The sequence below is a fragment of the Thauera aromatica genome, from assembly GCF_023093595.1.
Lineage (GTDB): Bacteria > Pseudomonadota > Gammaproteobacteria > Burkholderiales > Rhodocyclaceae > Thauera > Thauera aromatica_A.
This window is the reverse complement of sequence record NZ_JALLIK010000095.1, coordinates 12,163-36,183: the sequence shown is the minus strand read 5'-3', so window position 1 is coordinate 36,183 and position 24,021 is coordinate 12,163. Positions and strand designations below refer to the sequence as shown.

The 24,021-nt window shown below is 67.2% G+C and carries 19 protein-coding genes; 7 read left to right on the top strand and 12 right to left on the bottom strand.

Translation table 11 applies throughout. The annotated features are described in order from the left end of the window. The first annotated feature begins 80 nt into the window (after positions 1-80). The 3 genes from MXC99_RS07100 (at position 81) to MXC99_RS07090 (ending at position 2,046) form a co-directional block, all read left to right on the top strand. Complete coding sequence (locus tag MXC99_RS07100; RefSeq protein ID WP_107220541.1) at positions 81-635, top strand: gamma carbonic anhydrase family protein; 555 nt, start codon at positions 81-83, stop codon at positions 633-635. A 4-nt stretch (positions 636-639) separates the two neighbouring features. Beyond that, positions 640-1,368, top strand: a complete 729-nt coding sequence (locus MXC99_RS07095) for an SIMPL domain-containing protein (RefSeq protein ID WP_247724788.1) — start codon at positions 640-642, stop codon at positions 1,366-1,368. 126 nt (positions 1,369-1,494) lie between these two features. Next, positions 1,495-2,046 (top strand): C40 family peptidase, encoded by a 552-nt coding sequence (locus MXC99_RS07090; protein WP_247724787.1) that lies wholly within the window; start codon positions 1,495-1,497, stop codon positions 2,044-2,046. 39 nt (positions 2,047-2,085) lie between these two features. On the opposite strand, the gene ftsB is transcribed toward MXC99_RS07090, so the two are convergent. The 7 genes from ftsB to MXC99_RS07055 form a co-directional block, all read right to left on the bottom strand. After that, positions 2,086-2,358, bottom strand: a complete 273-nt coding sequence (gene ftsB / locus MXC99_RS07085) for a cell division protein FtsB (protein WP_247724786.1) — start codon at positions 2,356-2,358, stop codon at positions 2,086-2,088. Between the two features lie 148 nt (positions 2,359-2,506). Next, positions 2,507-3,790, bottom strand: coding sequence for a phosphopyruvate hydratase (eno, locus tag MXC99_RS07080; protein WP_247724785.1), 1,284 nt, complete (start codon positions 3,788-3,790; stop codon positions 2,507-2,509). Between the two features lie 52 nt (positions 3,791-3,842). After that, the gene (gene kdsA, locus MXC99_RS07075) at positions 3,843-4,682 is read right to left on the bottom strand and encodes a 3-deoxy-8-phosphooctulonate synthase (RefSeq protein WP_247724784.1); all 840 of its coding nucleotides are present in this window, start codon (positions 4,680-4,682) and stop codon (positions 3,843-3,845) included. Positions 4,683-4,692: 10 nt separating this feature from the next. Then, positions 4,693-6,330: a CTP synthase gene (locus tag MXC99_RS07070; protein ID WP_247724783.1), complete on the bottom strand. Its 1,638-nt coding sequence runs from the start codon at positions 6,328-6,330 to the stop codon at positions 4,693-4,695. A 152-nt stretch (positions 6,331-6,482) separates the two neighbouring features. Beyond that, entirely contained in the window at positions 6,483-11,330 is a 4,848-nt protein-coding gene (locus MXC99_RS07065) for an NAD-glutamate dehydrogenase (RefSeq protein ID WP_247724782.1), read from the bottom strand. Positions 11,331-11,493: 163 nt separating this feature from the next. After that, complete coding sequence (locus MXC99_RS07060) at positions 11,494-12,036, bottom strand: isochorismatase family protein (RefSeq protein ID WP_348772090.1); 543 nt, start codon at positions 12,034-12,036, stop codon at positions 11,494-11,496. A 60-nt stretch (positions 12,037-12,096) separates the two neighbouring features. Further along, on the bottom strand, positions 12,097-12,516 hold the full coding sequence (locus MXC99_RS07055) for an acyl-CoA thioesterase (protein WP_247724780.1): 420 nt from the start codon (positions 12,514-12,516) through the stop codon (positions 12,097-12,099). A 187-nt stretch (positions 12,517-12,703) separates the two neighbouring features. Here MXC99_RS07055 and MXC99_RS07050 point away from each other — a divergent pair, with 187 nt between their 5' ends. Continuing rightward, a complete protein-coding gene (locus tag MXC99_RS07050) occupies positions 12,704-14,347 on the top strand; it encodes an electron transfer flavoprotein-ubiquinone oxidoreductase (protein ID WP_247724779.1) in 1,644 nt (547 codons plus the stop codon). 20 nt (positions 14,348-14,367) lie between these two features. Here the strand turns inward: MXC99_RS07050 and MXC99_RS07045 are convergent, their stop codons facing one another. Continuing rightward, positions 14,368-14,928, bottom strand: coding sequence for a GrpB family protein (locus MXC99_RS07045; RefSeq protein ID WP_247724778.1), 561 nt, complete (start codon positions 14,926-14,928; stop codon positions 14,368-14,370). A 164-nt stretch (positions 14,929-15,092) separates the two neighbouring features. On the opposite strand from MXC99_RS07045, the gene MXC99_RS07040 reads away from it, so the two are divergent. From MXC99_RS07040 to parC, 3 genes are read left to right on the top strand one after another with little or no spacing between them, the layout of a single operon-like run. Then, positions 15,093-17,081 (top strand): DNA topoisomerase IV subunit B, encoded by a 1,989-nt coding sequence (locus MXC99_RS07040; protein ID WP_247724777.1) that lies wholly within the window; start codon positions 15,093-15,095, stop codon positions 17,079-17,081. Between the two features lie 18 nt (positions 17,082-17,099). Then, the gene (locus MXC99_RS07035) at positions 17,100-17,279 is read left to right on the top strand and encodes a hypothetical protein (RefSeq protein WP_247724776.1); all 180 of its coding nucleotides are present in this window, start codon (positions 17,100-17,102) and stop codon (positions 17,277-17,279) included. Further along, on the top strand, positions 17,276-19,723 hold the full coding sequence (gene parC / locus MXC99_RS07030) for a DNA topoisomerase IV subunit A (RefSeq protein WP_247724775.1): 2,448 nt from the start codon (positions 17,276-17,278) through the stop codon (positions 19,721-19,723). Before MXC99_RS07035 ends, parC begins: the two co-directional genes overlap by 4 nt. Before the next feature lie 61 nt (positions 19,724-19,784). Here parC and MXC99_RS07025 read toward each other — a convergent pair whose 3' ends face one another. From MXC99_RS07025 to MXC99_RS07010, 4 genes are all read right to left on the bottom strand, one after another. Beyond that, on the bottom strand, positions 19,785-20,252 hold the full coding sequence (locus MXC99_RS07025; protein ID WP_247724774.1) for a DUF192 domain-containing protein: 468 nt from the start codon (positions 20,250-20,252) through the stop codon (positions 19,785-19,787). Between the two features lie 117 nt (positions 20,253-20,369). Then, positions 20,370-21,137, bottom strand: coding sequence for an ABC transporter ATP-binding protein (locus MXC99_RS07020; protein ID WP_247724773.1), 768 nt, complete (start codon positions 21,135-21,137; stop codon positions 20,370-20,372). After that, a complete protein-coding gene (locus MXC99_RS07015; RefSeq protein ID WP_247724772.1) occupies positions 21,137-22,951 on the bottom strand; it encodes a branched-chain amino acid ABC transporter ATP-binding protein/permease in 1,815 nt (604 codons plus the stop codon). The genes MXC99_RS07020 and MXC99_RS07015 overlap by 1 nt, the downstream gene beginning before the upstream one ends. Continuing rightward, positions 22,948-23,985, bottom strand: a complete 1,038-nt coding sequence (locus tag MXC99_RS07010) for a branched-chain amino acid ABC transporter permease (protein ID WP_247724771.1) — start codon at positions 23,983-23,985, stop codon at positions 22,948-22,950. The genes MXC99_RS07015 and MXC99_RS07010 overlap by 4 nt, the downstream gene beginning before the upstream one ends. Positions 23,986-24,021: the final 36 nt, after the last annotated feature.

Below are 24,021 nucleotides of genomic sequence, written 5' to 3'. Positions count from 1 at the left end.
TTGCACCGGATCACGCGCTTGTTATGATGCGCCCCCGGCTGCGAAGACCGTGCAGCGAGAGACAGAGAGCGAGAACGAACATGAGCATCTATGCCTTGGGCGAACGTACGCCCAGCTTCGGCGACGGAAGCTGGATCGCCCACAACGCGACGGTGATCGGCGAAGTCGAGGCGGGGCGCAACGTCAGCGTCTGGTACAACGTGGTCATTCGCGGCGACAACGACCCGATCCGGATCGGCGACAACACCAACATCCAGGACGGCTCGGTGCTGCACACCGACGACGGCGTGCCGCTCACCATCGGCAGCGATGTCACCGTCGGCCACATGGCCATGCTGCACGGGTGCACGGTGGGCGACGGCAGCCTGATCGGAATCAACGCGGTGCTGCTCAACAACGCGGTCATCGGCAAGAACTGCATCATCGGCGCGAACACCCTGATCCCCGAAGGCCGGGTGATTCCCGACCGCTCCCTGGTCGTCGGCTCACCCGGGCGCATCATCCGCACGCTCAGCGACGAGGACGTCGCCCACTCGATCCACAACGCGCAGAACTATGTCGACAATGCCCGCCAGTACGCCACCGGGCTGCGCGCGCTCGAGCCGGCGAGCGTGATCCGGCCCGGCGAGGGCTGAAACCATGTCCACGCCCGCCTTCCTGCGCGGCGCCGCGCTGCTGGCGATCGCGCTGCAGTTCTGGCCCGCCTCGCCGGCGCTCGCACAGCCGGAGCCGATCGCACAGACAAAGCACGCCGCACCGGGCGTCGATCTTTCGGCCAGCGCCGAGCGGAGCGCGACCAACGACCTCGCCGTCGCCGTCCTCTACGCCGAACACAGCGCCCCCACTCCGGCGGCCGTGGCGAGCGAACTCAACCGCCGCATCGCCGCGGCACTGCAGCGGGCCGCTTCCCATGCCGACGTCGACACCCGCTCGGGCAGCACTTCGACCTGGCCGGTGTATGCCAAGGAGGGCGGAGGGCAGATCGAAGCCTGGCGGATGCGCTCCGAAATCCGCCTCGAAAGCCGCAAGCTGGCGGCGATGTCCGAGCTCATCGGCACCCTCCAGAACAGCCTCGCGCTGTCGCAGATCACCCTCCAGCCGAGCCCCGAAACCCGCCGCGGCGCCATCGACGCCGCGACCGTCGCCGCCCTGCGCGCCTTCGAGCAGCGCGCCGAACTGATCGCCGGAACGCTCGGCAAGCGCTACCGCATCACCCACCTGAGCGTCGGCGACGGCGACCTGCCACCTCCGGTCCTGCCCCGCATGCGTGCCGCAGCGCTCGCCGCCGAGGCCGCGCCGGCCCCCCTTGAAGGCGGCGAAAGCCGGGTCTCGGTGCATGTCAGCGGGCGCATCGAGCTCATCGACTAACGCTGCACGGCGCCGCGACGGGCAGGCTGGAGCCGCGCTCACCCCCGAACCGGGCCGCGGCACGCGGCGGCACGGCTCCGCCGCCACGGTGGACCGGACAGCGCGCTCCGGCTTATCTTTGCCGACATGAGCGCGCTCCTGTCTCTCCGAAGGCTTCATCTCCCGGCCATCCTCGCCATTGCAATCGGGCTTGCCGCACTCGCCGGTTGCAGTTCGGCACCCGTCACCCGGCGGCCCGACACGAACACCACCGCCCCGGCGGGGGGCGGAACCTACTTTGCCCTCGCCGGCGAAGAGCAGGCGGGCGAGATGGTGCTGTTCGCGCTCGGCCTGCTCGACACCGGTTACCGTTTCGGCGGGCGCAATCCGGAAGCCGGCCTCGATTGCAGCGGCATGGTGGCGTACATCGTCGAGAGCATCAGCGGGCAGCGCCTGCCGCACAACGCGGCGCAGATTGCCGAGTACACCCGGCCGATCGCGCTGCACGCGCTCCGCCCGGGGGACCTGATATTTTTCAACACATTGCAGCGCCGCCACTCCCACATGGGGATCTACATCGGCGACGGGCGCTTCATCCACGCGCCCTCGAGCCGCGGCGCGGTCAGGGTGGAACGGCTCGACAACCGCTACTTCGCGCAGCGCATCGACGGCGCGCGCACCCTGGTGGCCCGCAACTGAGGTCCGCAGCGTGAGGCCTGCAGCACCGGGTTGCGCAGCTCAGCGCTTGGGAATCTGGACGTAGATCTCGCCCGGCCTCGTCAGGCCGAGCTCGAAGCGGGCGCGCTCCTCGATCGCCTCGTTGCCCGACTTGAGGTCATTCACCTCGGCCTCCAGCCCGGCATTGCGCTGCTCGAGCCGGAGGTTGTCGTTCCGCTGCGCCTGCACCTGGCGGCCGGTCTCCCAGACCTGCAGCCAGCCCCCCTTCCCCAGCCAGAGCGGGTACTGGAGGAGGACGACGAGTGCGGTCAGGATCAGGATCGGCCAGCGCATGGTATGAAGTAGGCTCCAACGATCAACGCTTGAGTGGATTGGTGCGATGCGGATCGGTCGACTGCGACCGCCGGCGGCTCCGCGGTGCAAAAAGGCCGACGGGATCGCCGCCGGCCTTTTCCAGTCCTGCACTCACCGCGGCAGGAGTTCAGCGCAGGTTGTAGAACGCACGCTTGCCCGGGTAGAAGGCGGTGTCGCCGAGGTCCTCCTCGATGCGCAGCAGCTGGTTGTACTTGGAGATACGATCCGAGCGGCTCAGCGAGCCGGTCTTGATCTGCATCGCGCGCAGGCCGACGGCGATGTCGGCAATGGTCGAATCGTCGGTCTCGCCCGAGCGGTGCGAGATCACCGCGGTGTAGCCGGCGAGCTTGGCCATCTCGACCGCGGCGAAGGTCTCGGTCAGGGTGCCGATCTGGTTGATCTTGATCAGGATCGAGTTGGCCACGCCCTGCTCGATGCCCTGCGCGAGGATCTGGGTGTTGGTGACGAAGAGGTCGTCGCCCACCAGTTGCACGCGCTTACCCAGGCGCTCGGTCAGGATCTTCCAGCCGTCCCAGTCGCCCTCGGCCATCGCGTCCTCGATCGACACGATCGGGAACTTGTCGCACAGGGTCTCGAGGTAGTCGGTGAAGCCTTCGGCGGTGAGCGACAGACCCTCGCCCTTCAGCTCGTACCTGCCGTCCTTATAGAACTCGGAGGCAGCGCAGTCGAGCGCCAGCAGCACGTCCTCGCCGGGCACGTAGCCGGCGGCGACGATCGCTTCCTGGATCAGGTTGAGCGCCTCTTCGGTGCCCGAGACGTTGGGGGCGAAGCCGCCCTCGTCGCCGACGGTGGTGGGGTAACCCTTGCCGTCCACGATCTTCTTCAGGTGGTGGAAGATCTCGGCGCCGCAGCGCAGGGCCTCGCGGAAGCTGCCCATGCTCACCGGCATGATCATGCATTCCTGGATGTCGAGGCTGTTGTTGGCGTGCTCGCCGCCGTTGATGACGTTCATCATCGGCACCGGCATCACCATCGGGCTGGAGCCGCCGAAGTAGCGGTACAGCGGCAGGCCGGCCTCCTCGGAAGCAGCCTTGGCCACCGCCATGGAAACGGCGAGCATGGCGTTGGCGCCCAGGCGCGACTTGTTCTCGGTGCCGTCGAGCTCGATCAGGGTGCGGTCGATGAAGGCCTGCTCCTCGGCGTCGAGGCCGATGATCGCTTCGGCAATCTCGGTGTTCACGTTCTCGACCGCGCGCAGCACACCCTTGCCGAGGAAGCGCGACTTGTCGCCGTCACGCAGTTCGATCGCCTCGCGCGAGCCGGTGGAAGCGCCCGAGGGCACGGCGGCGCGGCCCATCACGCCCGATTCGAGCAGCACGTCGGCTTCGACGGTGGGGTTGCCGCGGGAATCGAGAATCTCGCGGGCGATCACATCAACGATTGCACTCATGTCTTGTCCTGTTGCAGTTACGGATCATTCGAAACGACGGGAGGTTCGAAACTCAAAGCGTGGTTTCGAGGAAGCCCTGGCGCTTGACCAGCGCATCGATTTCCTTGAGGGTGGTCAGCAGCGCCTTCATTTTCGCCAGCGGCCAGGCGTTGGGGCCGTCCGACAGCGCCTTCGCGGGATCGGGGTGGGTCTCCATGAAGAGGCCGGCGACGCCGACCGCGACGGCGGCGCGCGCCAGCACCGGGACGAACTCGCGCTGGCCGCCCGAGGCCGTGCCCTGACCGCCCGGCAGCTGCACCGAGTGGGTGGCGTCGAACACGACCGGGCAGCCGGTGTCGCGCATGATCGCCAGCGATCGCATGTCGGAGACGAGGTTGTTGTAGCCGAAGGAGGCCCCGCGCTCGCACACCAGGATGGTGTCGGCGCCGCCATTGGCCTCCTTCGCCTTCTCCGCGACGTTCTTCATGTCGCCCGGGGCGAGGAACTGGCCCTTCTTGATGTTCACCGGCTTGCCGCTGGCCGCCACCGCATGGATGAAGTCGGTCTGGCGGCAGAGGAAGGCTGGCGTCTGCAACACGTCGACCACGGAAGCGACGAGCGGGATCTCCTCGATCGTGTGCACGTCGGTCAGCACCGGCAGGCCGAGCTGCGTCTTCACCGCCTCGAGCATCTTCAGCCCGGCATCCATGCCGTGGCCGCGGAAACTCTTGCCCGAGCTGCGGTTGGCCTTGTCGTACGAGGCCTTGAAGATGTAGGGGATGCCCAGCCCGGTGCAGATTTCCTTCATCTGCCCAGCGATGTCGAGGCACATCTGCGCGGACTCGGCGACGCAGGGTCCGGCGATCAGGAACAGCGGCCGGTCGAGACCGACTTCGAAGTCACACAGTTTCACGCTCGCTCCTTCAGGCCGCGGCCTGCTGGCGCGCGATCGCCGCCTGCACGTAGGCGGTGAACAGCGGATGGCCCTTGCGCGGGTTGGAGGTGAACTCGGGATGGAACTGGCAACCGACGAACCAGGGGTGGACATCGGCGGGCAGCTCGACCATCTCGCACAGGTCGGTGACCGGCGCGCGGCCCGACACCACCAGCCCCTTGTCCTCGAGCTTCGCCAACAGCGAGTTGTTCACCTCGTAACGGTGGCGGTGGCGCTCCATGATCTCGGCCGCGCCGTAGACTTCGCGCGCCAGCGTCCCTTCGGCGAGCTGACAGAGCTGGCCGCCGAGGCGCATCGTACCGCCGAGGTCGGAATCCTCGGTGCGCTTTTCCAGCTTGCCGCTGCGGTCCTTCCATTCGGTGATCAGGCCGATCACCGGGAACGGAGTGTCGCGCTCGAACTCGGTCGAGTGCGCCCCTTCCATGCCGGCGACGTCGCGCGCGAACTCGACCACCGCGAGCTGCATGCCCAGGCAGATTCCCAGATACGGCACCTTGTTCTCGCGCGCGAAACGGATCGCGGCGATCTTGCCTTCGGTGCCGCGCTTGCCGAAGCCGCCCGGCACCAGGATCGCATCCATGGACTGGAGCACGCCGCAGCCGTCGCGCTCGATATCCTCGGAGTCGATGTAGTGGATCTTCACTTTCGACTCGGTGTGCATGCCCGCGTGATTGAGCGCCTCGATCAGCGACTTGTAGGACTCGGTGAGGTCGACGTACTTGCCGACGAAGCCGACATTGACCGTCTGCTTCGGATGCTCGAGCGCGTGGATCAGCTTTTCCCACACCGACAGGTCGGCCGCGCGGGCGAGGATGTCGAGCTTGTGGCAGACGATCTGGTCGAGCATCTGGTCGTGGAGCTGGCCGGGAATCTTGTAGATCGAGTCGGCATCGAGGCACTCGATGACGGCCTCGGGCATCACGTTGCAGAACAGCGCGATCTTGCGCCGCTCATCGGCCGGGATCGAGCGGTCGGCACGGCACAGCAGGATGTCGGGCTGGATGCCGATCTCGCGCAGCTCCTTCACCGAATGCTGGGTCGGCTTGGTCTTCAGTTCGCCCGCGGTCGGGATGTAGGGCAGCAGGGTGAGGTGGATAAAGCAGGTGCTGCTGCGCCCTTCCTCGATCCCCATCTGGCGGATCGCCTCGAGAAAGGGCAGCGACTCGATGTCGCCCACGGTGCCGCCGACCTCGACGATCGCCACGTCGGCGCCTTCGGCGCCGCGCTTCACGTACTGCTTGATCTCGTCGGTGATGTGCGGGATCACCTGCACCGTCTTGCCGAGGTATTCGCCGCGGCGCTCCTTCTTGATCACCGCCTCGTAGATCTGGCCGGTGGTGAAGTTGTTGCGCCGGCTCATCTTGGCGCTGGTGAAGCGCTCGTAGTGGCCGAGATCGAGATCGGTCTCGGCACCGTCTTCGGTGACGAACACTTCACCGTGCTGGAACGGGCTCATGGTGCCCGGATCGACGTTGATGTAGGGGTCCAGCTTGAGGTGCGTGACCTTGATGCCACGGGACTCGAGAATCGCCCCCAAAGAGGCGGCCGCGATGCCTTTGCCCAGGGAGGACACGACACCGCCGGTAACGAAGACGTATTTGGTCATGGGAGATGTGCTGCGGGAAAGCGCGATGATAACCGATGAGCCGGACGCGCGTCAGCAGTCCGGCCCAACACAGTCCGGCCCAACAGCACGCCCATCGTCGGCTCCATCGCCGGGGCCATTGGCGGTCCGCCCCACAACGGCTCCGGCAGGATTCAGCCCAGCCCGCGGAGCTCGCGCAAGGCCACCGACAGCATCGCCAGGTCGATGCTCGGCGCGGCGTGGATTTCAGTCAGCAGGTGACGGTAACGCTCGAGCTGGAGCGCGTACTTCGCCTGCCAGGCGGTCCGGACCTGGTCCGCCTCCCCGGCGTCGGGGGCGAGTTTCAGGGCATCATTGACCAGCGCCCGCGCCACTGCGGACAGATCGCCGCGCAGGGCGCTGCGCGCGAGCGTCTGCCAGCGGGTCTCGGTGGGGAGCAACGAGATCTGGCGTCCCAGCCAATGCAGGTCGAGATCGCCGCCGAGCGCGAAATAGACCCGCGCCACCAGCACCTCGTCCCGACCGCTCTCGGCCGCGACCTCGACCAGGTCGAGCGCCGAATACAGCTCGTCGAGCACCGCAATACGCTGCGCCAGGGCCCACGGTACCCCCTGCCCCACCCGGCGTGCGACCGCTTCCTCGAGTTCGGCCTTGTAGGCCGGCGCCACGTAGTCCGCCAGACCGTCGGCAAGCACGCCCACGCCGGGCGAGAAATGCGCCAACGTCGCCTGCAGGTCGGTGAGCCACGGCCGATGGCGCAGGAACCACAGCGTGCCGCGCTGCACCAGGCGGTCGGCCTCGCGGATCAGCTCGACCTGGACTGCATCGTCGATGCAGGTGTCGAGCGCCTCGATCTCGCTCCACACCGGGACCAGGCCGAAGACCTCGCGGGTCGCCATGTAGGCACGGACGACATCGGGAGGAGCAGCTCCCGTTTCCGCCCCGAGGCGGCCGACGAAGGTCGGCCCGACACGGTTGATCATGCTGTTGACGACGTGGGTGGAAACGATCTCGCGCCGCAGCGGATGGCGCTGGATATGCTCGGCGAAGCGCTCACGCAGCGGCACCGGAAAATAGCGCTCGAGAGCGCTGCGGATGTAGGGGTCTTCCGGTACGTCCGAGGCCAGCACTTCGTCATAGAGTTCGATCTTCGAGTAGGCCAGCAGCACCGCCAGCTCGGGAGTGACCAGCCCCACGCGCACCGCCTTGCGCTCGACCAGATCCTCGTCCATCGGCAGGAACTCGAGCTTGCGGTTGAGCCGCCCGGCATGGCCGAGGCGGCGCATGAACTCGGCCTGTTCGTCGAGCAGATCCACGCCGCGGGCGCGGACCACCGACAGGATCCGGGTTTGTGCATAGTTATCGCGCAACACCAGCGCGGCGACCTCATCGGTCATCTCGGCGAGCAGCTGGTTGCGCTGCTTCATCGTCAGCTCGCCTTCGGCGACCACGCTGCCGAGCAGGATCTTGATGTTGACCTCGTGGTCCGAGCAGTCGACCCCGCCCGAGTTGTCGATGGCGTCGGTATTGACCCGCCCGCCCCCGAGCGCGAACTCGATGCGCCCGAGCTGGGTGGCACCGAGGTTGCCGCCCTCGCCCAGCACCTTGCAGCGCAGCTCGGCGCCGTTGACACGCACCGCGTCGTTGGCACGATCGCCCACCACAGCGTCGGTCTCGGCCGCGGACTTGATGTAGGTGCCGATGCCGCCGTTGTAGAGCAGATCGACCGGCGCGGTGAGGATGGCGCGGATCAGCTCGGTCGGCGCCAGGCTGTCGGCATCGATGTCGAGTGCCGCACGCAGCTGGGGAGACAGGCGGATCGATTTCGCGCTCCGCGGCCACACCCCGCCGCCCTCCGAAATCAGGGTCTTGTCGTAGTCGTCCCAGCTCGAGCGCGGCAGGGCGAACAGGCGGGCGCGTTCCTGCCAGCTCGTCTCCGGGTCGGGATCGGGGTCGACGAAGATGTGGCGGTGATCGAACGCTGCCACCAGGCGGATCTGCCGCGACAGCAGCATGCCGTTGCCGAACACGTCGCCCGACATGTCGCCGATGCCGACGACGGTAAACGGCGTTTCCTGGATGTTGCACCCGATCGCACGGAAATGATGCTTCACCGCCTCCCACGCACCGCGCGCGGTGATCCCCATCTTCTTGTGGTCGTAACCGGCCGAGCCGCCCGAGGCGAAAGCGTCTCCGAGCCAGAAGCCGTACTCCGCGGCGACCTCGTTGGCATAGTCGGAGAAGGTCGCCGTGCCCTTGTCGGCCGCCACCACGAGGTAGGGGTCGTCCTCGTCGTGGCGCACCAGATCGGGAGGCGGAACGACCCTGCCCTGCACCAGGTTGTCGGTCAGATCGAGCAGGCCGCGCAGGAAGTTGCGATAGCAGGCGACGCCTTCGGCGACCAGCGCCTCGCGCCCGCCCTCCACGGGCGGGCACTTGACGACGAAGCCGCCTTTCGAGCCCACCGGCACGATCACCGCGTTCTTGACGATCTGCGCCTTCACCAGGCCGAGGATCTCGGTGCGGAAGTCCTCCATCCGGTCCGACCAGCGCAGACCGCCGCGCGCCACCTTGCCGGCACGCAGATGCACGCCTTCCATGCGCGGCGAATAGACGAAGATCTCGAACATCGGCAGCGGCTGCGGCAGGTTGGGGATCTTCGCCGGAGCGAACTTGAACGCGGTGTAGGTCTTGGGACGGCCATCGGCGCCACGCTGGAACCAGTTGGTGCGCAGCGTCGCCAGGATCAGGGCGAGGAACTGGCGCAGGATGCGGTCCTCGTCGAGGTTGGCCACCGCGTTCAGACCCTGCTCGATCGCCGCCACGATGCCGTTGCAGGCCGCCTCACGCCCCTGGTCGAGGGCGGGCTCGAAGCGCACCCGGAACAGTTCGAACAGCGCGCGCGCGAGTTGCGGGTACGCCGCCAGGGTCTGCTCCATGTAGGCCTGGCTGAACGTGAACGCGGCCTGGCGCAGGTATTTCGCGTAGGCGCGCAGCACCGCGACTTCGCGCCACGACAGGCCGGCGCGCAGCACCAGGCGGTTGAAATCGTCGTTCTCGACCTCGCCGCGCCAGGCATGCGAAAAAGCGTCCTGGAACAGCGGCCGCACTTCATGGATGTTGAGGCTGTCGGCCTCGGCATAGCTCAGGCCGAAATCGTGCAGCCACACCGTGCGCCCGTCCTGGCGCGAAATGGCGTACGGCCGCTCTTCGATCACTTTCACGCCCATCTTCTCGAGCATCGGCAGGCTCGAAGACAGCGGCACCGGAGCGTCGAGGTGATACAGGCGCAGGTTCAAGCGGCCCGCGGGCGCTTCCAGCGGCACGTACAGATTGAGCCCGAGAGCCTCGCGATCGACGAGCGCCTCCATCTGCTCGATGTCGAACACCGCCATCCGCGCCGAATGGTCCTCGCGGTAGCCGGCCGGGAAACCGCTGCCGTAGCGCCGGGCCAGCGCCAGGCCGCGCTCTTCGCCGCACTGCTCGACCAGTGCCTGCAGCATTTCGTCCTCCCAGCGCCGCGAGGCACGGATCAGACGCTGCTCGAGTTCGCGGGTATCGAAAGGCGGAATCACCGAATCCCGGGTGCGCACGGTGATCAGGATGCGCGCCAGCGCGGAATCCGAGAACTGCACGTCGAATTCGGAGGCGGTGCCGTTGAAGGCATCCATCAGCACCGCCTGCATGCGCTTTCTCTGATCGGTGTTGTAGTGTTCGCGGGGAACGTAGATCAGGCAGGAAACGAAGCGGGCGAAAGGGTCGCAGCGCACGAACAGGCGCGTGCGCAGGCGCTCGCCCAGACGCAGGATGCCCATCGCATGAACGTAGAGTTCCTCCGGTGAAATCTGGAACAGCTCGTCGCGCGGGTAGCGCTCGAGCAGGGTCAGCAGCGCCTTCGCCGCATGACCGCCGGGCAACAGCCCGGCGCGCTCGAACACGGCCTCGACCTTGCGCCGCAGCAGCGGGATCTGCTTCGGGCTGGCGCTGTAGGCGGTCGATGCCAGCAGGCCGATGATGCGGCGCTCGCCGAGCACCCGGCCGGCGTCATCGAAACGCTTGACGCCGACAAAGTCGAGGTAGCCCGGGCGGTGCACGGTGGAGCGCGAATTGGATTTCGTCACCGTGAGCAGGTGGGGCAGATGGGCCTGGGCGCGCAACTGCGGCGGCAGCGCGGCGAACGAGCGCGACTGCCCGTCCTCGCCATCGCCGCGCAGCAGGCCCAGGCCGGAGCCGCTGACGATGCGCAGTTCGTTGCCATCCCCGGTATCGACCAGCTCGTAGTCACGGCAGCCCAAAAGGACGAAGTTGTCGGCCGCGAGCCACTCGAGAAAGGCGCGCACTTCGGCCAGCTCGCCCGCTTCGAGCGACGGCACGCCCCCTTCCAGCCCGGCGATGATCTCGGCCATGCGCGTGCGCATCGCCGGCCAGTCGCCCACCGCCGCACGGACGTCGGCAAGCACGTGCTCGATCCCCTGCTGTAAGGCGGCGAGGTCGGCCGGATCGGTACGACGATCGACCTCGAGGTGCATGATCGACTCGAGACGCGCCCCACCCGGCCCTTTATCCCCCGCTGCGGCCTGCACTTCATCCTGCTCGGCGAGGCGCACGAAGCGCCCCTCGTCGTCGCGCACCACGCCCATCACCGGATGGATGATCAGGTGCAGGGCCGAGCCCTGGCGGGCGATCTCCATCGCGATCGAATCGACGAGGAAGGGCATGTCATCGCCGACGATCTCGATGACCGTATGCGTACACTCCCAGCCGTGTTCGTCGAGCCTGGGGTTGAACGCGCGCACCCGGCTGCCCGAGCGTCGCCGGGCGATGAAGTGCCACTGGCTGAGCACGGCGCCATAGAGATCGGCGACCGGCAGCGCCTCGAGGTCTTCGGGATCGACCTGGGCGAAGAATCGCGCGGCAAAGGCGCTCACCGCGGTGGCCTGCGCCGCCGGCAGGCGCGCTGCGATTTGTTCGACCACCGCATCGATCTGCGCGATCAACCGGCTTGCTTCCCGCGTGTTCATCCGAATCTCCCCACTTGCGTGTCAGGACATGGCGAGGCGAGAAGGGGCCCGGACGAGCGGCAGATCCGGGCCACGACCCGCCTCGCCATGGAACAAAAGAGTCAGGCTAAGAGAACGCCGGGATGAACGATACCCCCGTTTTCCCTAACGAGGCCGGCCCCGCTCAGCGAATGAAATCACGGTTGATCTGGCGAAACAATTCGGTGCCGCCGCGTTGCAGCCACTCGAACGCGACCATTTCGCGCGACACGATCTCGACCCCGTGATCGCGCATGCGGGCGAAGGCGAGATCCCGGTCGGCGGCGGCGCGCGACCCCGAAGCCTCGGCGACGACGAACACTTCCTTGCCCGCCCAGCGCAGCTCGAGCGCACTCTGCATCACGCAGACATGGGCTTCGGTGCCGCACACGATCACCTGCCGACAGCGCTCCACCGCAGTGTCGGCGAGACCGCCTTCAGCCTGCGCGGAAAAGCAGCGCTTGCCCACGTAGCGGGCGTTGCCGGTGGCCGCGCGCAGCTCGTCCACCGTCGCGCCGAGCTTCTCCTGAAAATGCTCGGTAACCACTACCGGCACTCCTGCGCGCTCGGCCACCCGCGCCAGCCAGATGCAGTTGGCAACCACCTGCTCGTGGTCGTGGATGTGCGGAGCCAGCCGCGCCTGCACGTCGATCACCAACAGCACCGACTTGTCCCGATTCATCAGCATCATCGAAGCTCCCTCGACCGTGGATCCGGGCCAGCCGGCGGCTACCCGTGCCGCCCCGAGTCAGGCGGCGGAATCATCGAACAAGGCACGTACCGCCTGCGGGATCGGCACCGACTTTCCGCTGCGCATGTCCATCCATACCGTCTTGGCCGCGCCTTCGGCATACAACCGGTCCTCGCCTTCGACGAACAGTTCGTACCACGTCATCAGGCTCGTTCGCCCGGGCGAGCCCGCGTACATCCTGACGACCACCGTGGCAGGATAATTCACCGGCGCCAGAAAAGTGCAGCTGGCATTGATGATCACCGGCCCGACATCCTCGAAGGGGCTGACCCGCGAGCCCATCCGTTCGGCCCACTCGATCCGGGCCTGTTCGAAGTAGCGGAAATACACTGTGTTATTGACGTGGTTGTAGGCGTCCATGTCGCCCCAGCGCACCGCGATCCGGCTGGTGTGGATCAGTCTGGCCTTGTCCTTCATCGCCCTCGCTCCTGTTATTCGGGTCGCGAGCTAATGTAGCATACGCCCCCGTATGTCATGAGCCGCTGCATCCGTGGGAGAGCCCCGGTCCGGCGCGAAACGGCACAAAGGTTTAAACTCGCGCGGTTTGAACAACTTGCGCAGTCGCAGGGCGGGCACGCCCTCCACACCAATCCAGGAGAACAGGATGGAACGCGAATCGATGGAATTCGACGTGCTGATCGTCGGCGGCGGCCCCGCAGGGCTGGCAGCGGCGATCCGCCTCAAACAGCTGGCGGGGCAGAAAGGCCAGGAAATCTCGGTATGCCTGATCGAGAAGGCGGCCGAAATCGGTGCCCACATCCTGTCGGGCGCGGTGATGGACCCGAAGGCGCTGACCGAACTTTTCCCCGACTGGAAGGAACGCGGCGCCCCGCTCAACACCGCGGTGACCGAGGACAAGGTCCTGTTCCTCACCGAAACCGGTGCCCGCCAGGCCCCCAACGGCCTGCTGCCGGACTGTTTCATCAACCACGGCAACTACATCGTGCGCCTGGGCAACGTCGTGAAGTGGCTCGGCGAGCAGGCCGAAGCCCTCGGCATCGAAGTCTATCCCGGCTTTGCCGGCGCCGAAGTGCTGTACGACGGCCACGGTGCGGTCAAGGGCGTGGCCACCGGCGACATGGGCCTCAACCGCGACGGCACGCCCGGCCCGCACCACCAGCCGGGGATGGAGCTCCACGCCAAATACACCCTGTTCGCGGAAGGCTGCCGCGGCCACCTGGGCAAGCAGCTGGAAGCGAAGTTCAAGCTGCGCGACGGCGTCGACCCCCAGACCTACGGCATCGGCATCAAGGAACTGTGGGAAGTGAAGCCCGAGAACCATCGTCCCGGCCTCGTCGTGCACACCGCCGGCTGGCCGATGGACAACGCCACCTACGGCGGCGGCTTCGTCTACCACCTCGAAGACAACCTGGTCGCGGTCGGCTATGTGGTCGGCCTCAACTACAGCAACCCGCACCTGTCGCCGTTCGAGGAGATGCAGCGCTATAAGACCCACCCCGAGATCCGCAAATACCTCGAAGGCGGCAAGCGCCTCGCCTACGGTGCGCGCGCGATCACCGCCGGTGGGCTGCAGAGCCTGCCGCGGCTGGTATTCCCGGGCGGAGCGCTGGTCGGCGACGACGCCGGTTTCCTCAACGCCGCCCGGATCAAGGGCAGCCACGCCGCGATCAAGTCCGGCATGCTCGCTGCCGAGGCCGCTTTCGAGGCGCTCGCCGCCGAACGCCAGCACGACGCGCTCACCGCCTACCCTTCGTCCTTCCGCGACTCCTGGCTGTACGCTGAACTGCACAAGACCCGCAACTTCAAGCCCTACATGAAGAGAGGCCTGTGGATCGGTTCGCTGCTGTTCGGCATCGACCAGAAGCTGTTGATGGGCAAGGCGCCGTGGACGCTGCACAACAGCGCCGATCACGACAAGCTCAAGCCGGCTGCCGAGTGCCCGAAAATCGACTATCCGAAGCCCGACGGCGTGCTCACCTTCGATCGCCTGTCCTCGGTGTTCCTGTCCAACACCAACCACGAGGAAGAGCAGCCCTGCCACCTGCAGCTGAAGGACGCCTCGGTGCCGATCGCGATCAACCTCGCCCGGTACGACGCGCCCGAGCAGCGCTACTGTCCGGCCGGCGTGTACGAGATCGTCCGCGACGGCGAAGGCGGCGCCCCGCGCCTGCAGATCAACGCCCAGAACTGTGTGCACTGCAAGACCTGCGACATCAAGGACCCGACCCAGAACATCAACTGGGTCGTGCCCCAGGGCGGCGAAGGGCCGATCTACCAGGGCATGTAAGCGGGCGCGGCGCGGGAAGCTCAGGCGCGCGCTGCCCGCATCGCCCGCTCGATGAAGTCGGTCTTCGCCCTGGCGTAGGCGATGCGGTCGTCCGGGTGTTCGCGCGCGATGCGGCGCTTGAGTTCGCCGTACGCCTGCGCCGCATCCGGATGGGCGCGCAGGTAGTCGCGCAGCAGCAAGCGCTCCCACTCCGGCGAATCCGCCGCGAGGCAGTGGATGTGATGCGTGCGCCGGCCGCGCGCATCGCGCCGGATGAACCAGGCATAGGCGATGCCGGGCATGCCGGGCTCCCGCGGCCGCCAGAAATATTCATAGCCTTCGCGCTGCAGGACCGGTGCGATGTGCAGGGCAACGTCTTCCAGCGAACGCACTTCCATCAGCATGTCCACGATCGGCTTGGCCGCCAGGCCAGGGACCGCGGTGCTGCCGAAATGTTCGATGCGCCCGATCAGACCGGGCGGCAGCAAGGCCCGCAAGCGCTCGGCCTCGGCGGCGAAAGCAGCCGGCCACCGGGCATCGTAGGGCTCGATCTCGATGCGCTCGTGCAGGGCGCGGACGACGTGTTCGGGCGGCTCGCTCATCGGCGGAAGCGGGAGACGGATCCATTCAGTATAGTCAGCCGCGCCGGGAAGCGGACACCGCCCGCTTCCGTGGCCGCCGCCGAGAGCGGGAACTGGTTATTCATTCAGTAACGGGCTCTGCTATCCTTGCCCCCTTCGCATCGAACCGGACAGGCCCGCACAGCATGGCAGGCAAGCAAGACACTTTGCAGCACTACGACGAATCCTCCTTCCGCGTCCTCAAGGGGCTGGAACCGGTGCGCGAGCGCCCCGGCATGTACACCCGTACCGACAGCCCGGCGCACATCATCCAGGAGGTCATCGACAACGCCGCCGACGAGGCGCTCGCCGGCTTCGCCAGGAAGATCCACGTCACCCTGCACCAGGACGGCTCGGTCACCGTCGCCGACGACGGCCGCGGCATCCCGGTCGGCCTGCACCCCGAGGAAGGCGTGCCGGTGGTGGTGCTGGCCTACACCCGGCTCCATGCCGGCGGCAAGTTCGACAAGCGCGAGGGCAACTCCGCCTACGCCTTCTCCGGCGGCCTGCACGGCGTCGGCGTGTCGGTCACGAACGCGCTCTCCACCCGCATCGAAGTGGAGGTCAAGCGCGACGGCAGGATCCACCGCATCGACTTCAGCGACGGCGGCGAAACCATCAGCGCGCTGCGCAGCGAAGGCGAATGCGGCCGCCAGACCGGCACCCGGGTGCGCGTGTGGCCGGACGCGAAGTACTTCGAGTCGCCGCGCGTGCCGATGAACGAGCTCGAGCGCCTGCTGCGCAGCAAGGCGGTGCTGCTGTCGGGCGTCGCCGTGCGCCTCGACATCGAGCAGGCGAACGGCCCCACGCTGTCCAAGACCTGGTCCTACCCCGAGGGGCTCGCCGGCTACCTGAAGGAAGTCGCCGGCGACACCGAAGCGGTGGCACCGATCTTCACCAGCGAGAAGTACGCCGGCAAGGATGACCCCAGCTTCGCGCCGGGCGAAGGCGCGGCCTGGGCGCTGGCCTGGTTCGAATCCGCGGTGCCGAGCGAGTCCTACGTCAACCTGATCCCGACGGTGAACGGCGGCACCCACGAATCCGGCCTGCGCGCCGGCGTGTTCGAGGCGATGAAGTCCTTCATCGACCACCACACGCTGCTGCCGCGCGGCGTCAAGCTGCAGCAGGAAGACGTCTGCGGGCGGATGAGCTTCGTGCTGTCGGCGCGCCTGCTCGACCCGCAGTTCCAGGGCCAGGTGAAGGAAAAGCTCAACTCGCGCGAGGCGGTGAAGCTCGTCTCCAGCCAGCTGCGCGACCCGTTCGAGATCTGGCTCAACAACCACGTCGAGGCCGGCCGCGCGATCGCCGAGCTCTCCATCAAACAGGCGCTGGCGCGACAGAAGAGCGCGCAGAAGGTGGAGAAGAAGAAGACCTCCGGCGTCGCCGTGCTGCCGGGCAAGCTCTCCGACTGCGAATCCGAGGACCTCGCCGACAACGAGCTCTTCCTGGTCGAAGGCGACTCCGCCGGCGGTTCGGCGAAGATGGCGCGCAACAAGGAGACCCAGGCCATCCTGCCGCTGCGCGGCAAGGTCCAGAACGCCTGGGAGATCGACCCCGATCGCCTCTTCGCCAACGCCGAGATCCACGACATCGCCGTCGCCCTGGGCGTCGATGCCCATCGTGCCGACAGCGAGGTCGACCTTTCCGGCCTGCGCTACGGCAAGGTCGTCATCATGTCGGATGCCGACGTCGACGGCGCCCACATCCAGACCCTGCTGCTGACGCTCTTCTTCCGCCATTTCCCGAAGCTCATCGAACGCGGTCACGTCTATGTCGCCCAGCCGCCGCTGTACCGCATCGACGTCCCCGCGCAGGGCAAGAAACGCCCGCCGCGCCGCCTCTACGCGCTCGACGACGGCGAGCTCACCGCGATCCGCGACCGCCTCGAAAAGGAAGGTTTCAAGCCCGAGGCAATCGAGGTCGGCCGCTTCAAGGGCCTGGGCGAGATGAACCCCGATCAGCTGCGCGAAACCACCATGGACCCGGCCACCCGCCGCGTGCTGCCGGTGAAGGTGCGCCGCGGTGCGGCGGACGAGACGCTGAAGATGTTCACCCTGCTGATGGGCAAGGGCGAAGCCTCCGGCCGCCGCGCCTGGATGGAGGAGAAGGGCGACAGCGTCGAGGCGGATGTCTGAGCGCCGGAGGAACTGCACATGAACATGAATCCCGCGAAGAACCTCACGCCTGCCCGCGCGTTCGACGCCCCGGGCCGATTCAGACCCGATTTTTTGATCGTGCCCGATCAGCCTGCCAAAGCGCAAACGCGCAAGCCGATCTACACAAGGGCGAACGCAGCGAACGTGGCGAACAAAGGCGAAGATCACCAAGCATGAGCAACGACACTCCCGACCTGTTCGGCGCCTCCGAAGCGCCTGAATCCGCCGCGCCACTGGCAACCGCTGTCGCACCGGCACCAGCCGCGACGAGCGAGCCCCCCGCAACCATGGCTGGAGTGGACCGCCCGCCCCCCCCTGCCCCGCCCACCGCCCCCGACCCGGAGCCCGAGGACGACGGCACGCTCGCGCTCGACCGCTACGCCGAGCGCGCCTACCTCGCCTACGCGATGAGCGTGGTGAAGTCGCGCGCCCTGCCCCAGGTCGAGGACGGCCTCAAGCCGGTGCAGCGCCGCATCCTCTATGCGATGAACGAGATGCGCCTGTCGGCCACCTCGAAGCACGTGAAATCGGCGCGCGTGGTCGGCGACGTGATCGGCAAGTACCACCCCCACGGCGACTCCAGCGTCTACGACGCGATGGTGCGGGTCGCGCAGGACTTCTCGCTGCGCTACCCGCTGGTCGACGGCCAGGGCAACTTCGGCTCGCGCGACGGCGACTCGGCGGCGGCGATGCGCTACACCGAATGCCGCCTGACCCCGATCGCCGAGCTGCTGCTCGCCGAAATCGACCGCGGCACGGTCGACTTCATCCCCAACTACGACGGCGCCTTCGAAGAGCCGCAGCTGCTGCCCGCGCGCCTGCCCTTCGTCCTGCTCAACGGCGCCTCGGGGATCGCCGTGGGCATGGCGACCGAGATCCCGCCGCACAACCTGCGCGAAGTGGCCGAAGCCACCTGCCACCTGATCCGCCACCCCGAGGCCACCCTCGACGACGTACTCGGCATCCTCCCCGGCCCCGACTTCCCCGGCGGCGGCCAGCTCATCTCGCCGCCCGAGACCATCCGCGACGCCTACGCATCGGGCCGCGGCAGCCTGCGCGTGCGCGCGCGCTGGAAGATCGAGGAGCTCGCCCGCGGCCAGTGGCGGGTCATCGTCGACGAGCTGCCGCACGGCGTCTCCGCCGCCGGCGTGCTGTCCGAGATCGAGACCCTGACCAACCCGCAGCCGCGCGCGGGCAAGAAGGAAGTCAGCCAGGAGCAGAAGAACCTCAAGCAGCTCGTGCTCGGCGTGCTCGACACCGTGCGCGACGAATCCAGCGACAAGGCGCCGGTGCGCATCGTGCTGGAGCCCAAGTCCAGCCGCCAGAACCGCGACGAGTTCATGGCGGTGCTGCTCGCCCACACCAGCCTCGAGACCTCGGTGTCGGTGAACCTGACCATGATCGGGCATGGGCCTGTCCATGGCGGCCGGCCGCAGCAGAAGAACCTGGTGCAGATCCTCAAGGAATGGATCGACTTCCGCTATGTCACCGTCGAGCGCCGCAGCCGCCACCGCCTCGACGAGGTGGACCGCCGCCTCCACATTCTCGAAGGCCGCATGATCGCCTTCCTCCACATCGAGGAAGTGATCCGCGTCATCCGCGAGTCGGACGAGCCCAAGCCGGCGCTGATCGAAGCCTTCGGGCTGTCCGAGATCCAGGCCGAGGACATCCTCGAAATCCGCCTGCGCCAGCTCGCCCGCCTCGAAGGCTTCAGGATCGAGAAGGAGCTCGCCGAGCTGAAGGACGAGCGCAGCGGTCTGCAGCACCTCCTCGACAGCCGCGCGGCGATGACCAGGCTCATCCTCAAGGAGATCGGCGACGACGCCAAGAAGTACGGCGACGACCGCCGCACCTTGGTCGAGGCCGTCGCCGCGGTGGCGCCGGCCGAGTTCAACGTGCCGGACGAGGCGGTCACGGTGATCGTGTCGAAGAACGGCTGGGTGCGCACGCGCCAGGGCCATGGCATCGACGCCGCAGCGGTCGGCTACAAGGCGGGGGACTTCGCTTTCGCCGTGCTCGAGACACGCACCATCTGGCCACTGATCGTCGTCGACAGCAACGGTCGCGCCTACACGGTAAAAGTGTCGGATCTACCCGGCGGCCGCGGCGACGGCACCCCGATCACGACCCTGGTCGAGTTCCAGGACGGGGCCAAGCTCGCCCAGGTGATCAGCGACATGCCGGATTCAGCCTACTTCTTCGCCAACAGCGGCGGCTACGGCTTCCTGTGCAGCGTCGCGGACGCCACCAGCCGCCAGCGCGCGGGCAAGGCTTTCATGAGCCTGGAAAAGGGGGAAAAGGTGCTGGCCCCGGCCAAAGCCTTCGGCGACTGGATCGCCGCCGCCTCGGAAAACGGTCGCCTGCTGGTCTTCCCGCGGCCGGAGATGAAGACGCAGAGCGGCGGTCGCGGCGTCATCGTGATGGCGCTCGACGAAGGCGAAGCGCTCGCTGCGGTGGCGGTCCCGGCCGATGATGCGGTGCTGAGCGTGGAAGGCACGGGGCGCGGCGGCAAGCCGGTGCGCATCGAACTGAAACCGGCGCAGCGCGAGCCGCTGCGTCATCGCCGGGCGCGCAAGGGCGCCCCGCTGACGCCGAGAGTGAAGCCGGAACGGATGCGGTGAAGAAGGGAGACGGAGCGCGAAGGGCAACCCTCACCCGGCCGCGCCGTGGTAGCGCAGAGCCTCAGCGCGCCGGCGGCAGGCGATCGAAACCGCGCAGGAGCGCACCCGGACCGATGCCGCGCTCGGCAAACCAGCCGAGGTTCATTTCCAGCGCGAAGCGTGCCGGGGCAGCCGCGCAATGGCTGTCCTCGGTCTGCGGCTGCATGTCGGCGACGTTGATCAACCTGCCGCCGGCATCGATGAAGGCGACCGACAGCGGAAGGTAGGTGTTCTTCATCCACATGCAGTGGATGGCGTCCTCCGGGAACACGAACACCATGCCGTGATTCAGGGGCATCGAGCGGCGCTGCATCAGGCCGCGCTGACGAGCCTGGAAAGTGTCCGCGACCTCCGCCGCGATGCGGTACATCCCCGCCCCGAGTTCGGCCACCGGCGGAGTGCCCGGGGGCGGAGCGGCCTGCGCGAGGACGCTGCCGGCCCCGGTCAACGATAGAAGCGCGAAGATCCACCCACGGACGCTGCCCGACATCGCTCTCCACCTCTCCCGATTGCAAAGGACCGCAGCGTAGCGCAGTTCGCCGCCGGACGCAGCAGGCAGAGGCATGCCGCCCCTGCCCCGCCAGGCTCCGGACGGCGCCTCCGCGGCTCAGGTCGCGAGCATTTCCTGGTGCTTTCCGCCCAGCCCGAGATAGGCCTCGATCACGCGCGGGTCGTCGGCGAGCTCCGCCGCCGGCCCTTCCATCGCGATCTCTCCGGTTTCGAGCACGTAGGCGTAGTCGGCGACCTGCAGCGCCGCACGCGCGTTCTGCTCGACGAGCAGGATCGACACTCCACGGCTGCGCAACTGGGTGATGATGCGGAAGATCTCGCGCACGATCAGCGGCGCCAGCCCCAGGCTGGGCTCATCGAGCATCAGCAGCTTGGGCTTGGCCATCAGCGCCCGGCCCACGGCGAGCATCTGGCGCTCGCCGCCGGACAAGGTCCCGGCGAGCTGGCTGCGCCGCTCCTTGAGCCGGGGAAACAGCGCGTAGACTTCTTCCATGGTCTGCGCCTGGTCGCGGAAACCCATCCGGTAACGCTGAAAGGCGCCGAGCACGAGATTGTCCTCGACACTCATCTCGCCGAACAGCTCGCGCTTTTCCGGCACCAGGTTCATGCCGTGCGCGACCATTTCCTCGACTTCCGGCGAACTCAGGGCCAGCCCGTCGAACTCGATCCGGCCACGCGAAGGCAACAGCCCCATGATCGCCGACAGCATGGTGGTCTTTCCTGCACCATTGGGGCCGATGACGGTGACGATCTGTCCCTCGCCGACCGTCAGCTTGGCATTGGTCAGGGCTTCGACCAGGCCGTAGGAAACGCACAGGTCGCTCACCTGGAGCACCGGGTTGCTGGTCAGATTCTGCGTAGCCATCATTCCCCTCCCCCGAGGTAAGCCTCAAGCACCGCCGGGTCGCGCTGTACGTCCTCGGGCAGACCTTCGGCGATCTTTTCACCGAACTCCATGACCACGACCCGATCGACCAGGCCCATCACGAAATCCATGTCGTGCTCCACCAGCAGAACCCCCATGCCCTCCGCCTTGAGCTTCTTCAGCAGATCGCCGAGGGCCTGCTTTTCCTTGTAGCGCAAGCCGGCTGCCGGCTCGTCGAGCAGCAGCAGGCAGGGATCGGAAGCCAGCGCGCGGGCGATTTCGAGGATGCGCTGCTGCCCCAGGGCGAGGCTGCCGGCCTCGTCATGCATGTGCTCGGCCAGGCCGACACGCTCGATCTGGCGCGCGGCCTCGGCCAGCAGACGCTTCTCCTCACTGCGGTCGAGGCGCCAGGCCGCCGCCAGCACGCCCTTGCTGCCGCGCAGATGGGCGCCGATGGCGACGTTCTCGAGCACGCTCATCGTCGGCAGGATGCGCACGTGCTGGAAGGTGCGGCTCATGCCCATCCGTGCGATCGTGCGCGACCCCTTGCCCACCACCGACTCGCCGAGAAAGCGCACTTCGCCGGAAGTCGGTGTATCGACGCCCGAGACCTGGTTGAACATCGTGCTCTTGCCCGCGCCGTTGGGCCCGATCAGCGCCAGGATCTCGCCGGCGTGCACGTCCAGGCTCATGTTGTTGTTCGCCAGCAGGCCACCGAAACGCCGGGTAACCCCCTTGGCTTCGAGCAGCAAGGTGCCGGCGGCCGGCAGTTCGCGCCGCGCCAACATGGCGGCATTGCGGTCGATCGTGCGGCGCACCGCGGCGATCGGCACCATGCGCTTGACCGCGGCGACCAGGATCGGCCACAGCCCGCCGCGCGCCTTGTGCAGCACCAGGACCATCAGCGCGCCGAAGACGATCACTTCGAAGTTGCCGCTCTGCCCGAACAGCTTGGGCAGCAGGTCCTGCAGCCACTGCTTGAGCACCGTGATCACCCCGGCACCGACGAGCGCCCCCCATACGTGCGCCGCGCCGCCGACGACGGCCATGAACAGGTACTCGATGCCGATGTGCAGGCCGAACGGCGTCGGGTTCACGAAGCGCTGCATGTGCGCGTACAGCCAGCCGGAGGCGCAGGCGAGCAAGGCGGCGAGGACGAAGATCACCATGCGCGAACGCGTGGTATCGACTCCCATCGCCTCGGCCATCACCATGCCCCCCTTGAGCGCACGGATCGCACGCCCTTCGCGCGAATCGAGCAGATTGCTGGCGGTGAACACGCCGGCGAGGACGAAGAACCAGATCAGGTAGTAGATCTCGTGTCCCTGGCGCAGCTCGTAGCCGAACACGGCGATCGGCTCGATGCCGGTGAGCCCGGTATGGCCGCCCAGGATCTCCATGGTGCCGAACAGGAAATACAGGCTGAGACCCCAGGCGATCGTCGCCAACGGCAGGTAATGCCCGGACAGGCGCAAGGTCAGTTTGCCGATCAAATACGCCACTGCGGCGGTAAGCACGAGGCCGACCACCAGCGACAGCCAGGGCGACGCCGACGCCCAGCCCAGCCAGGCGGGGAGATCGGTCGCGGTCGAAATCACCGCGGTGGTATACGCGCCGAGACCGACAAAGGCCGCCTGGCCGAAGCTGGTCAGGCCGCCGACTCCGGTCAGCAGCACCAGGCCGAGCGCCACCATCGCATACAGACCGATATAGTTGAGCAAGGTGACGTAGAAAGCCGACAGGGTCAGCGGCGCAAGCAGCAGCAACGCGACGAACACGCCCTGCACGACGCGGGGGGAGAGTGCAAATTTCATTCCTCTTCCTCCATGTGGTGGCTGGTCAGCGAACGCCACAGCAGCACCGGGATGATCAGGGTGAACACCAGTACTTCCTTGTAGGCACTGGCCCAGAACGAACTGAACGACTCGAGCAGGCCGACCAGCAGCGCGCCGAAGGCTGCGATCGGGTAGCTCCCCAGCCCACCGATGATCGCGGCAACGAACCCCTTCAGCCCGATCAGGAATCCGCTGTCATAGTAGATGGTGGTGATCGGCGAAATCATGACGCCGGACAACACCCCGATCAGCGTCGCCAGCAGGAAGGTCAGCTTCCCTGCCAAGGCCGGCGGGATCCCCATCAGCCGTGCGCCGTTGCGATTGATCGCCGTGGCGCGCAAGGCCTTGCCGTACAGCGTGCGGCCGAAAAACAGCGCCAGGGCGATGATCAGCACCAGCGAGGCGGCGACCACCCAGATCGTCTGTCCGGTCACGGTCAACGACCCGAGCTCGAAGCGCGCATCGGAGAACGGCGGCGTGCGATAACCTTCCGCACCGAAGAACAGCAGGCCGAGCCCGACCATCGTCACATGCGCCGCGATCGACACGATCAGCAGCACCAGCACTGGCGCTTCGGCGATCGGCTGATAGACGATGCGATACATCATCGGCCCCAGCGGGACCACCACCAGCAGCGTCACCAGCACCTGCAGCGCCAGCGCGAGCTCGGTCAGCGGCAGGGACTGGAGCACTGCCAGCATCACCAGCGGGTAGCCGATGTTGAGCGCCGCGATCGAACCCAGGCGGCGGCCATGGCCGGACTGCAACGCCACCCGCCCGTCGAGCACCGCGACGACGATCCCGGCGCCGAGCAGCAGCCAGGCGGTCGCCGGAAAGAAACCATTGTCGATCATCGCCAGGGTCAGCGCGCCGTAGGAGACGAACTCCCCCTGGGGAATGAAGATCACTCGGGTAACCGCGAACACCAGCACCAACGCGAGTGCGAGCAGCGCGTAGATGGCGCCGTTGGTGATGCCGTCCTGCCCGAGGATCAATGCAATCTGAAAATCCATGACCGCAAGCCCCCCCACGCTTCCGTCATGAAACGG